This is a genomic window from Variovorax paradoxus (genome assembly GCF_902712855.1).
Taxonomy (GTDB): Bacteria; Pseudomonadota; Gammaproteobacteria; order Burkholderiales; family Burkholderiaceae_C; genus Variovorax; species Variovorax paradoxus_Q.
In genome coordinates, this window is sequence record NZ_LR743507.1 from 2969214 (window position 1) to 2981516 (window position 12303).

The 12303-nt window shown below is 67.1% G+C and carries 9 protein-coding genes and 1 tRNA gene; 4 read left to right on the forward strand and 6 right to left on the reverse strand.

The genetic code is table 11. The annotated features are described in order from the left end of the window. Positions 1-11 precede the first annotated feature (11 nt). The 5 genes from AACL56_RS13595 to hpnC are packed head-to-tail and all read right to left on the reverse strand — an operon-like array spanning position 12 to position 4156. Positions 12-320 (reverse strand): hypothetical protein, encoded by a 309-nt coding sequence (locus AACL56_RS13595; protein ID WP_339090346.1) that lies wholly within the window; start codon positions 318-320, stop codon positions 12-14. Then, positions 317-1576 carry a hydroxysqualene dehydroxylase HpnE gene (gene hpnE, locus AACL56_RS13600; RefSeq protein WP_339090347.1) on the reverse strand — a complete coding sequence of 420 codons (1260 nt, stop codon included), beginning with the start codon at positions 1574-1576 and terminating at the stop codon, positions 317-319. The genes AACL56_RS13595 and hpnE overlap by 4 nt, the downstream gene beginning before the upstream one ends. Then, positions 1573-2361, reverse strand: coding sequence for a hypothetical protein (locus AACL56_RS13605; protein WP_339090348.1), 789 nt, complete (start codon positions 2359-2361; stop codon positions 1573-1575). The genes hpnE and AACL56_RS13605 overlap by 4 nt, the downstream gene beginning before the upstream one ends. 41 nt (positions 2362-2402) lie before the next feature. Then, a complete protein-coding gene (gene hpnD / locus AACL56_RS13610) occupies positions 2403-3242 on the reverse strand; it encodes a presqualene diphosphate synthase HpnD (RefSeq protein ID WP_339090349.1) in 840 nt (279 codons plus the stop codon). Then, on the reverse strand, positions 3239-4156 hold the full coding sequence (hpnC, locus tag AACL56_RS13615) for a squalene synthase HpnC (protein WP_339090350.1): 918 nt from the start codon (positions 4154-4156) through the stop codon (positions 3239-3241). Before hpnC ends, hpnD begins: the two co-directional genes overlap by 4 nt. A 164-nt stretch (positions 4157-4320) precedes the next feature. Between hpnC and AACL56_RS13620 the strand changes: the two genes are divergently transcribed. The 4 genes from AACL56_RS13620 (at position 4321) to AACL56_RS13635 (ending at position 10892) form a co-directional block, all read left to right on the forward strand. Beyond that, positions 4321-6165 carry a potassium transporter Kup gene (locus tag AACL56_RS13620; protein WP_339092869.1) on the forward strand — a complete coding sequence of 615 codons (1845 nt, stop codon included), beginning with the start codon at positions 4321-4323 and terminating at the stop codon, positions 6163-6165. A gap of 129 nt (positions 6166-6294) precedes the next feature. Beyond that, positions 6295-7512, forward strand: a complete 1218-nt coding sequence (locus AACL56_RS13625) for an efflux RND transporter periplasmic adaptor subunit (RefSeq protein ID WP_339090351.1) — start codon at positions 6295-6297, stop codon at positions 7510-7512. Then, positions 7509-10703 carry an efflux RND transporter permease subunit gene (locus AACL56_RS13630; protein WP_339090352.1) on the forward strand — a complete coding sequence of 1065 codons (3195 nt, stop codon included), beginning with the start codon at positions 7509-7511 and terminating at the stop codon, positions 10701-10703. The genes AACL56_RS13625 and AACL56_RS13630 overlap by 4 nt, the downstream gene beginning before the upstream one ends. A 102-nt stretch (positions 10704-10805) precedes the next feature. Continuing rightward, positions 10806-10892 (forward strand) — tRNA-Leu (locus tag AACL56_RS13635). A gap of 104 nt (positions 10893-10996) precedes the next feature. On the opposite strand, the gene AACL56_RS13640 is transcribed toward AACL56_RS13635, so the two are convergent. Next, a protein-coding gene (locus tag AACL56_RS13640) for an IS3 family transposase (RefSeq protein ID WP_339088234.1) occupies positions 10997-12267 on the reverse strand; the annotation gives its coding sequence in 2 pieces (ribosomal slippage) (positions 10997-11905 and positions 11908-12267; 1269 coding nt in all). Positions 12268-12303: the final 36 nt, after the last annotated feature.

Below are 12303 nucleotides of genomic sequence, written 5' to 3' on the forward strand. Positions count from 1 at the left end.
GCCGCGGCGCATCAGCCGAGCGCGAACCGCTCGCGCAGCGCCACGCAGAACGACTCAGTGCCGCTCAGCGAGAAAGTGACCGTGTCGAAACGCGGGTGGTCCTCGTGCGTTTCCTGCAGGTCGTAGTCCCAGGTCGCACCGTCGTCGAGCGCGCCGCGCGCATGCGGGAACGTGGCTTCGGCCCAGGCCAGCACTTGCGTGATCTCGGCCTGCACCTCGGGGCTCCTGTCGGGCGTGGTCGATGCCATCGCGTCGAAGGTACCGTGGCCTTCGGTGTCTTCGCTGTAGTCGAAATCGAGGTAACGCAGTTCGGTGGTCATGGGTTCAATGCCTTGGCGGCGGCGAGCCCGCTGAGGACGGCGCCTTCGAGCGTGGCGGGATACGGGCCTTCGGTGTAGTCGCCACAGGCATGGAGGCCTGGCGCGATGACCTGTGAGGGCCGTGCGAGTGCGGGCGTGCAGGCGAAGGTGGCGCGCTTCTCGACCACGGTCTGCACCAGTTGCAGGTTCGGCTGGCCCAATTGGGCGGCGGCTTGCGCGATGACCTGTGCTTCGAGCACCTCGCGCGATGTCTCGTTCGCGCTCACGACCATCGCGAGCACGCCCTGCATGCCGCCGAGCTGGCTCCGGTCGAAAACGAACTGGGCCGGTGCCCTGGCCGGATGGCTGCGCAGCGCGAGCATCGGCTCGGCGAGCGGCGTGGCCCCGCGCACGTAGACGGTGGCGATGGCTTCGAAGCGCAGCGCCTCGGTGGTCCGGCACCAGCCGTCGGCGGCCAGGCCCGATGCGCGCACGAGCCGGGCCGCGTCCCACGGAGCGCAGGCCAGCACGACCTGATCGAAGGCTTCGCCATCGACCAGCCAGCGCCCGGCCTCGGATGCGATGGCACGCACACGCGTGCCGACGCGCACCGGGGCGCCTCGCTGCATCAGCCAGTGGATCGCCGCATCGGGCAGCAGCGCGCCCAGGTCCGCGCGCGGCAGCAGCAGGTCGGCGCCGCCGCTGCCGCTGAACAGTGCGTCCTTCAGCACGCGCAGGAACACTTCGCCGCTCGACTGCGCCACGGGCGTGTTGAGCGCGGAAACGCACAGCGGCTCGATCAGCTCCTGCATCACGCGCGGCGTGAGGCCGGTGCACAGCTCGGCAACCGTGGTGCTGTCGGCGCAGCGAAAGCCGGAAAGCCGCCAGCCTATCGCGGTGCGCAGCAGCGACGACTTGTCGCGCCACGTCCAGCCTTGCGCCGTGAAGATGCCTGCAAGCAGGTCGAGCGGCGCGGGCAGCCTGGGCAGCTTCAGCCCGCCGCCATCGGCAAAGCGCAACGAAAGAGGCAGCCGAAGCAGTGCGCTTTCGACATCGACGCCGACGTCGCGCATCAGCCGGAGCGTGGCGGCGTACGCGCCGATCAGGATGTGCTGGCCGTTGTCCAGCGCGAGCCCGTGCATGTTGTCGACCCGCCGCGCGCGGCCGCCCGGCGTGGGCGCGGCTTCGAACAGGGTGACGGCATGCCCGAGGCGCGTGGCTTCCACTGCGCAAGCAAGTCCGGCCCAGCCTGCGCCGATGACGGCAATGTTCTTCATCGGGCGGTCCGCGCAAGTCGGATGCGATCGTCGTACGGGTACAGGTCGTCGTCCGGCTTCTCGCAGCGCACAAAACACCTGTGCGTGAGAAGCTCGATGCGCTCGGCAGCCGTCAGGTCATAGTCGGAGACGGGCAATTCCGGCGCGGACAGGTCATGCTTGCCATCCGCATTGAAGAGCAGTTCGTCGCCGAGGACGTGGTCGCGCCGGAAGGTGGTTCTCCATTGCGAATTGGAGCCCCAGCCATCCGACGGGTCCGAAGTGCGGCGGTACCTGCGTTGGCGTGCCCAATGGAGCGTCGAGGACGTCGCGATCTCGGGCTGCAGCGCGCCGAAGGCACAGCTGACCGCAACGCCCGCGCGCGAGAACATCATCGTTCCGAGCATCAGCGCGGGCCAGTCGACCCTTGCCAGTTCAATGCGTTTGCGTCGCGGAGAGTGTGCTCGTTCTTCGGTGACTTCGACGATTTCGTGGAAGAACGGTGAGTAATCGGTTTCGTCTGCGATTTGGCAACCCAGCCCGGTCATGAACGCCTGGTAATCCGGCAACGTCAGGGCGGGACCTTCCCAGCCTTCGCCGCTCTGGAATGGCAGCAGCAGAACTTGGTTGACGCGTGACAGCGCATAGAGTCGCCAAGAGTCCTCGATGGCGATGGGTTCCGCAAAAGTGCGACTCCCAAATTCCTGGAGCCATTCGCGCTCCTGCGCGTGTGTTTGGAGCCACTGCTGAAGCAGCGTCTGGAATACGTCTTCCGCGGGGCTGCTTCGGTTGAGCGCATCGAACAATTGCCGATACGGTGCTTGGCACGGGTCCATAAGCGCGGAAGCTAGATGCGTCCCAGCGCCTGAACCTTCCATGCCAGCCACAGCTTGCGCACCGGCGTGAGGCTCACGCGCTGGTTCAGCACCTGGAAGTCGTCGCGCTCGATCTCGCGCAGCAGGGTGCGGTAGATGCTGGCCATCATCAGGCCGGGCTTCTGTGCGCGGCGGTCGGCCAGCGGGAGCAGGGCGAGCGCTTCGTCGTAGGCGGCGTGGGCGCGTGCGGCCTGGAACTTCATGAGTGCCACGAAGCGCTCGGAGTGCACGCGGTTCAGGATCTCGTGGGCCTTGACGTCGAACTTCTGCAGTTCGTTCACCGGCAGGTAGATGCGCCCGCGCAGAGCGTCTTCGCCGACGTCTCGCAGGATGTTGGTGAGCTGCAGCGCCAGGCCCAGCTTGTGTGCGTAGGCGGTGGTCTGCGGCTCGGTCTGGCCGAAGATGCGCGCGGCCACCTCGCCGACCACGCCGGCCACGAGGTGGCAGTAGCGCGCGAGACCGGGAAAGTCGAGGTAGCGGGTCTGGTCGAGGTCCATCTGGCAACCGTCGATGACCTCGTGGAGCTGGCGCGCCTCGATGCCGTAGGCGGCGGCGTGCGGCATCAGGGCCTGCATCACCGGGTGGTGCGGCGTGCCGGCGAAGGACTGGGCAACTTCGGTGCGCCACCAGGCGAGCTTGGTGGCGGCCACGCCGGGGTCGGACACCTCGTCGACCACGTCGTCGACTTCGCGGCAGAAGGCATAGAAGGCCGTGATCGCGGCGCGGCGCGGCTTGGGCAGGAACAGGAATGCGTAATAGAAACTGCTGCCCGAGGCGGCGGCCTTGTCTTGCACGTATTGCTCGGGAGTCATCGGGGAGGCGCTGCTTTCATGGGCCGCCATTGTCTCCGCATCCGCATGGCCTTCCAGAGCAGCACCGGTGCGTCAAGCTTGCCGACGGTGGGGCGCTGCGAGAAGGTGTCGAAGCCCAGGTCCTCGATCTTGTCGAGGATGCGCAGGCCGCCCTGCACGACCAGCCGGAGTTCCCAGCCGACGCGGCCCGGCAACCTGTGCACGAGCGGCGCGCCGGCCGTCATGAGTTCGCGCGCCCAGTGCGACACCACTGCTATCAGATTGATAGCTTCCTGCGGAGGCTCGGCGCGCGAAAGCGGTGAAAACACCTTGAAGTTCTCGGGTGCCAGGCCGCGCCGGTCGCAGTCGGTCAGCGGAAAGTAGAAGCGCCCGCGCGGCAGATCCACGCTCGGGTCCTGCCAGAAGTTGATGAGCTGCAGCGCGCTGCAGATGGCGTCGCTCTGTGCGAGGGCATCGGCGTCGCGCACGCCGTACAGGTGCAGCAGCAGACGGCCGATGGGATTGGCGGAGCGGCGGCAGTAGTCGAGCAGCTCGGCGCGGTCGGCGTAGGTGCCGCGGTCGCGGGTTTTCTCGATGTCCTGCATGAAGGCGCTCAGCAGGTCGGCAAGCAGGTCTTCGGGCAGGCCGTGCAGCGCGATGCTGTGGGCGAGCGGACCGAACACATGCGGCCAGCGCGATTCCGGCAGCACCTGGCCTTGCGCGGCGGCGGCCAGTTCTTCGCGGTAGGCGCGCAGTTCGGCGAGGCGCTCGTCGGGCGAGGCGGTGCCTTCGTCGGCGATGTCGTCGGCGGTGCGCGCGAAGTGGTAGATCGCGGCGATGGGTGGGCGCAATGGCGGCGGGCACAGCCACGAGGCGACCGGGAAGTTCTCGTAGTGCGTCGGCGCGGCGGCAAGGTGGGGAGGAGTGGCGGGCACGCGACGATTGTCCGCGACGACGACGCGCCGGTGCACGGCCGCGGCACTATGCTCGCAGCGTTGCCACTCTCGACTTCCGCTTCATGAAAGCATCCGCGCCGTCTTCCGGCCCCCAGGTTTCATCGGCGTACGGAGAGGCGGCGCACCCGGCGGGCCCCACGCTGATGATTGCCGCGCTCGGCGTGGTGTTCGGCGACATCGGCACTTCGCCGCTGTATGCCTTCAAGGAGACGATGAATCCCGAGCACGGAATTCCGTTCTCGCCCGATTCGGTGCTGGGGCTGCTCTCGCTGATCTTCTGGGGGCTAATGTTCGTGGTGACGCTCAAGTACGTGGTCTTCGTGCTGCGCGCCGACCACGACGGCGAAGGCGGCATCCTGGCACTGCAGGCGCTGGCGCGCAGTGCGGTGGCCGGTCCGAAGACGAAGCCCTGGGTGTGGAGCGCGATCGGCATGCTGGGCCTGGTGGGCGCGGCCATGTTCTACGGCGACAGCCTGATCACGCCGGCCATTTCCGTTCTGTCGGCGGTCGAAGGCCTGGAGGTGCAGGCCCCGGTGCTGCAGCGCGCGGTGCTGCCGATCACCGTGGTGATCCTGGTGGCGCTGTTCGCGGTGCAGAAGAAGGGTACGGGCGCGGTCGGCAAGGTATTCGGGCCGGTCATGCTGCTGTGGTTCCTGGTGCTGGCCGCCGCGGGCCTGTGGCAGGTGCTGCAGCAGCCGCAGGTGCTGGCGGCGCTCGACCCGCGCCGGGCCGCGGGCTTTCTCTTCGAGCATCGCGCGCAGTCGCTGGCGGTGCTGGGCGCGGTGTTCCTGGCTTTCACGGGCGGCGAGGCGCTCTATGCCGACATGGGCCACTTCGGCGCCAGGCCGATCCGCCTGGCCTGGCTCTTCATTGCGCTGCCGGGGCTGGTGCTGAACTATTTCGGGCAGGGCGCGCTGGTGCTGGGCAATCCGGCGGCCATCGACAACCCGTTCTTCCGGCTCTTTCCTTCCTGGGGTGTGCTGCCGATGGTGGTGCTGGCCGCCATGGCGACCGTGATCGCCTCGCAGGCCGTGATCTCCGGCGCGTTCTCGCTCACCGCGCATGCGATGCGCATGGGCTACCTGCCGCGCATGCGGGTGATCCAGACCTCGGGCACGGCCATCGGGCAGATCTACGTGCCGGCCGTGAACTGGCTGCTGATGGCGGGCGTGCTGCTGCTGGTGCTGGGCTTCCGAAGCTCGGGTGCGCTGTCGGCCGCGTACGGTATCGCGGTGTCGATCACGATGGTGACGACCACGCTGCTGGCCGGCATCGTGGCCTGGGGCCTGTGGCGCTGGAACAGGGTGGCGGTGGCGGTCGGCGTGGCGGCCTTTGCCGCGGTCGACCTGACCTTCGTGGTGGCCAACAGCCTGAAGATCGCCGAAGGCGGCTGGCTGACCTTGGCCGTGGCCGCCGTGGTGATGGTGCTGTTCACCACCTGGGCCAAGGGCCGCCGGCTCGGACTGGAGGCAGCCGCGGCCGACAGCCTGCCGCTGCGGCCGTTCATCGAGTCGCTGGCGCAGCACATGCCGCACAGGGTGAGCGGCACGGCGGTGTTCCTCAATCCCGACGCCACGGCAGTGCCGCACGCGCTGCTGCACAACCTCAAGCACAACCAGGTGCTGCACGCGCAGGTGATCGTGCTTCGCGTGCTGGCCTGCGACACGCCGCGGGTGGACGCGCGCATCCGCATCGAGGCCGAACAGCTGATGGAAGGCATCTGGGTGGTCACGGCGCGCCACGGGTTCATGGAGCGACCCGACGTGCCCGAGTTCATCCGCATCCTGGCGTACCAGAAGACGCTGGCCATCGACTCGATGAAGACCTCGTACTTCGTCTCGCGGGCCTCGGTGGGCGAGGAGAACCTGCCGGGCCTGAACCCGCTACGCCGGGCGCTGTTCGGCTGGCTGCAGCGCAATGCGGGCAGGGCGTCGGACTACTTCGAGCTGCCAGACAACCGGCTTGTGGAGATGGGACAGCGGACCTGACCCGGGCACCCGGCAACGGGCTGCGAACTGCTCTAGTGACCAACGGGTCATTGACAGTGTTTAACGTTTACCCTAGATTACTAACCAGTGGGTCAGTAATGATCCGGTTCGTCCTTTCCAGGGTGTCTCATGACCGCCTCCGCCGTCCTCCGTTCCCGTGCCCGCAGCGCTGCATGGCTGCTGCTCCCCGCCGTATCGGCGATCTTCCTGGCGGGCTGCTCGCCCAAGCCGGTGGCCGAGGACCCGGTTCGAGCGGTCAAGTTCGTGACCGTCGGCACGAGCGAGTTCGACGCCCAGCCCGAGTTCTCGGCCGAGGTCCGCGCGCGTGTTGAATCGCGCCTGGGCTTCCGCGTGGCGGGCAAGATCACGCGCCGCCAGGCCGAGCTTGGCCAGCGCGTGCAGGCCGGCCAGGTGCTGGCCCAGCTCGACCCGCAGGACTACCGCCTGGCCGCCGAAGCGGCGCGCGCCCAGCAGGCAGCCGCGCTCACCAACCGTGACCTGGCCGCCGCCGACCTGAAGCGCTACACCGAACTGCGCCAGCAGAACTTCATCAGCGGCGCCGAGCTGGAACGGCGCGAAACCACCTTTAAGGCCGCGCAGGCCCAGCTCGAACAGGCGCAGGCGCAACTGGCCTCGCAGGGCAACCAGGCCAACTACACAACGCTGGTGGCCGATGTGGCTGGCGTCATCACGGCCATCGAGGCCGAGCCCGGCCAGGTGGTGCAGGCCGGCACGCCGGTCGTGCGCATCGCGCAGGACGGCGCGCGCGACGTGGTCTTCGCGGTGCCCGAAGACCGCGCCACGCTGATCAAGACGGGCTCGCCCGTCACGGTGCGCGGCTGGTCGGGCGGCAGCGAGCTGCAGGGCCAGGTGCGCGAGGTCGCGGCCAGCGCCGACGCCGTCACGCGCACGTATTCGGTCAAGGTCGCGATCGACGCGGCCACGTCGCCGCCGCTCGGTGCGACGGTCTACGCACGCCCGCAGGCGCTGGCCCATGCCAGCACCGCGGTGATGAAGCTGCCGACCAGCGCGTTGCGCCAGGAAGGCAAGGGCTCGGCCGTGTGGGTGCTCGACAAGGCCAGCATGACGGTGCGTTCGCAGGCCGTGCAGGTGGCCACCGCCGACGGCAACGAGGCCGTGATCGCCTCGGGCATCGCGCCCGGCATGATGGTCGTGGCGGCGGGCGTGCATGTGCTGTCGCCGGGGCAGAAGGTCACCATCTACCAGTCGAAGGAGGCGGCCGCGGCCGCCGCCAATGCGGGCGCCAGGGACCTGGGCCAGTCGGTGACTGCCGTTGCCGCGACGAACAAGGACATCGCGCCAGTCGCATCGGGTGCCGGCAAATGAGCGGCGGCGCAGCGCATCCCCACGACAAGCCCTCCGGCTTCAATCTTTCCAAATGGGCGCTGGACCACGCGCCCCTCACGCGCTACCTGATGGTGGTGCTGATGGTGCTGGGCGCGTTCGCGTACTTCCAGCTCGGCCAGGACGAAGACCCGCCGTTCACCTTCCGCGCGATGGTCGTGCGAACCTACTGGCCCGGCGCCACCGCGCAGCAGGTGGCCGAGCAGGTCACCGACAAGCTCGAGCGCACGCTGCAGGAGGCGCCTTACGCCGACAAGATCCGCAGCTACTCCAAGCCGGGCGAGTCGCAGATCATCTTCAACATCAAGGACTCGTCGAAGTCCACCGAGGTGGCGAACGTCTGGTACACGGTGCGCAAGAAGATCGGCGACATGCGCGCGACCTTGCCCGCCGGCGTGCAGGGGCCGTTCTTCAATGACGACTTCGGCGACGTCTACGGGGTGATCTATGCGCTGGAGAGCGAGGGCTTCAGCTACGCCGAACTGAAGACGCTGGCCGACGACGTGCGCCAGCAGCTGCTGCGCGTGAAGGACGTGGCCAAGGTCGACCAGTTCGGCGTACAGGACGAGAAGGTCTACATCGAGATTTCGCAGAAGCGCCTGGCGCAGCTGGGGCTCGACTTCAACGCGGTGCTGTCGCAGCTGGGTTCGCAGAACGCGATCGAGAGCGCGGGCACCATCCAGTCGCCGCAGGACGTGGTGCAGGTGCGCGTGGCGGGCCAGTTCACCAGCGTCGACCAGCTGCGCGAGATGCCCATTCGCGGCAGCTCGGGCAACCAGCTCAAGCTGGGCGACATCGCGGACATCCATCGCGGATACATCGATCCGCCTTCGGTCAAGGTGCACCACCAGGGCAAGGAAGTGATCGCGCTCGGCGTGTCGATGGCCAAAGGCGGCGACATCATCGCGCTGGGCAAGGCGCTCAAGTCCACCACCGCCACCATCGACAAGCGCCTGCCCGCGGGCGTGAAGCTGGCCCAGGTGCAGGACCAGCCGGTGTCGGTGGCGAGTTCGGTCAACGAGTTCGTCGGCGTGCTGATCGAGGCCGTGGCGATCGTGCTGGCGGTGAGCATCATCTCGCTGGGCCTGCACAAGGGCGGGCGCTTCGGCTGGTACATCGACATGCGTCCGGGCCTGGTGGTGGCGATCACCATCCCGCTGGTGCTCGCCGTGACCTTCCTGGCCATGAACTACTTCGGCATCGGGCTGCACAAGATCTCGCTGGGCTCGCTCATCATCGCGCTCGGCCTGCTGGTGGACGACGCGATCATCGCAGTCGAAATGATGGTGCGGAAGATGGAGGAGGGCTACGACAAGGTCCGCGCGGCCACCTTCGCCTACGACGTCACGGCCAAGCCGATGCTCACGGGCACGCTGATCACCGCCGCGGGCTTCCTGCCGATCGGCATCGCCAAGTCGGTGACGGGCGAATACACCTTCGCGATCTTCGCGGTGACGGTGATCGCGCTGGTGCTGTCGTGGCTGGTGTCGGTGTATTTCGTGCCTTACCTGGGCACGCTGCTGCTGAAGGTGAAGCCTCACGATCCCGAGGCGCCGCCGCACGAGCTGTTCGACACGCCGTTCTACAACGCCTTCCGCCGTGCGGTGAACTGGTGCGTGCAGTACCGCTGGACCACCATCGGCGCCACGGTGCTGATCTTCGCGCTCGGCATCTTCGGCATGGGCAAGGTGCAGCAGCAGTTCTTTCCGGACTCGAGCCGGCCCGAGATCCTGGTCGACATCTGGTTCCCCGAGGGCACATCGTTCGCTGCGAACGAAGAGGTCGCGAAGCGCGTGGAGCAGCGCTTCATGAAGGAGGCGGGCGTGAAGACGGTGAGCACCTGGATCGGTTCCGGCGTGCCGCGCTTCTACCTGCCGCTCGACCAGGTGTTTCCGCAGACCAACGTGTCGCAGCTCATCGTGCTGGCGTCGGACCTGAAGGTGCGCGAGCAGCTGCGCCTGAAGCTTCCGCTGGTGCTGGCGCAGGAATTTCCCGAGGTGCGGGGCCGCGTCAAGCTGCTGCCCAACGGGCCGCCGGTGCCGTACCCTGTCCAGTTCCGCGTGATCGGCCCCGACCCGGCGCAGTTGCGCGGCCATGCCGACGAGGTCAAGGCCGCGATGCGCGAGAACGCCAACATGCGCGGCGTGAACGACAACTGGAACGAGTCGGTGAAGGTGATCCGCCTCGAGATCGACCAGGCCAAGGCGCGTGCGCTGGGCGTGACCAGCCAGGCGATCGCGCAGGCGTCGAAGACCATGTTCAGCGGCACGACCGTGGGCCAGTATCGCGAGAACGACCTGCTGATCGACATCGTGCTGCGCCAGGCGCCCGATGAGCGCCAGGCCATCTCGGACATCGGCAACGCCTACATCCCGACCGCCTCGGGCCGCTCGATCCCGCTCACGCAGATCGCCAAGCCGGTGTTCACCTGGGAGCCGGGCGTGATGTGGCGCGAGAACCGCGACTACGCCATCACGGTGCAGGGCGACGTGATCGAAGGCCTGCAGGGCGCGACCGTGACCGACCAGTTGCTGCCGAAGCTGCGTTCGCTCGAGGCCGGCTGGGTGGCGGCCGGGCAGGGCGCCTACCGCATCGAGGTGGCCGGCGCCGCGGAGGAAAGCAGCAAGGGATCGGCCTCGATCGTGGCGGGCGTGCCGATCATGCTGTTCCTGGTGTTCACGCTGCTGATGCTGCAGCTGCACAGCTTCAGCCGTTCGCTGCTGGTGTTCGTCACGGGCCCGATGGGCATCGCCGGCGTGGCCGGTGCGCTGCTGCTGCTGAACCGGCCTTTCGGTTTCGTCGCGCTGCTGGGCGTGATCGCGCTGATGGGCATGATCCAGCGCAACGCGGTGATCCTGATCGACCAGATCGAACTCGATCGCGCAGCTGGCGTGCCGGCGTGGGATGCGATCGTGGAGTCGGCGGTGCGGCGGCTGCGGCCGATCGTGCTGACGGCGGCTGCCGCCGTGCTGGCGATGATCCCTCTGTCGCGCAGCGTGTTCTGGGGCCCGATGGCGGTGGCCATCATGGGCGGGCTGATCGTGGCGACCGTGCTCACGCTGCTGGCCTTGCCGGCGATGTATGCGGCGGCATTCCGCGTCAGGCGCGAGACCCCCGGTCCGGCCGAACCGAAGGCATTGCCAGGGCCTGATGCGGCCCCGATTCACGTTTAGAATCGCCGGCTGACCGATTTCAAGCGGATGGTCTTTGGCCCATGCAAGCCCATGGCGCGAAAGGGACCGTCCGCTTTTGCATTCACCTGAAAGATTGGCATCGCGCGGGTGGCGAAATTGGTAGACGCACCAGGTTTAGGTCCTGACGTTCGCAAGAACGTGCCGGTTCGAGTCCGGCCCCGCGCACCAGCCCTGCGGAATAGCCCGTTCTATCGAGCAGAAAAAAAGCCCCCGTTTCGAGAGAGACGGGGGCTTTTTCTTTGGCTGTGACCCGTCCTGCCATAGGTTGACACCTATGAAGGACACACAGCCGGCTTGATCCAGCCGGCAACAGACGCCCGATGAACCTCATCGGGCGTTTTCAATTTTAGGGACAGGTGCGGTCTCTCTTGGTTGTAGATCTGCACGGCCTGCTGGACCATCCGGCTGGCCTGGGTCAGATCGGCAGGCCGGTGCAGCAGGAACTCCATCTTCAAGATCCCGTTGACGCGCTCGGCCAGCGCGTTCTGATAGCAGTCGTAGCCGTCCGTCATCGAGCAGGCGATGCCGTGGCGGCGGTGGATTTCCTGATAGTCGTTCGAGCAGTACTGGATGCCCCTGTCCGAGTGATGCACCAGCATTTGCCCAGTCTTGCGGCCCTTGAGCGCCACCTTCAGCGCCCGGCTGACCTGCTCGGTGTGCAGGCTGTCGTGCACGTGATGGCCCACGATCTTGCGCGACCACGCATCCGTCACCAGGCTGAGATAGACGAATCCTTGATCGGTCGGCAGGTAGGTGATGTCAGCCACCCAGACCTGCTCGCTGCCGGTGGGGCGCACCTGATCCGGCCCCTGCTTGAGCAGGTTGGGATGACGGCGCAACCGGTGATGGCTGTCGGTGGTCTTGTGATACGCCCGCCTGGGCTGAACCAGCATGTGGGCCTCGCGCAGCACGTCCAGCAACGCATCGCGCCCCAGGCTCGCGTTGGCCTGGTGCAGCGGCTGCTTGAGAAGATGGTGCAGCTTGCGCGCGCCCAGCCGCGGCTGGCGCAGGCGCACGGAACGCACAAGCTCGATCACTGTGTCAGAACGGGCACGGCATTGCTGCTGGTGCTGCAGTTGTTGGTAGTAAGCCTGGCGGCTGACGCCCCAATGGCGGCAAGCCCTCAACACGCTCAGCCCCGGGACGAGCTTTTGCGAGAGGACTTGCCCGAAGGCTTTTTTACGACACGCACCCCATAGTCCTTCTTCAGGACATCGAGCACGGCCTCGAACAACTGAGCCTTCTCATTGGCCTCGCGAAGCTGGACTTCGAGAGCCTTGATCCTCTGCTCAGGAGTCAGCGGCGCAGCGGATGGCGATGCGGAATTCTTGATCGGTACTGGCATGGGAAGCCGACATGATGCCGAACCCCAGCTCTGGCGGCCATGCTTGCGCAGCCACACCAACACCGTCGAGCGACCCTGGATGCCGTAGCGCTCCTGGGCCTGCTTGTACGTGAGCTCGCCTTTTTCTACCTGATCGACCACCGACAGCTTAAAAGCCAGCGTGTAGTCGCTCTGCGTGCGTTTGATGCCTGATTCCATTGACTTGCCTTTTCTGAGAGGAAAAGGTGTCAACCC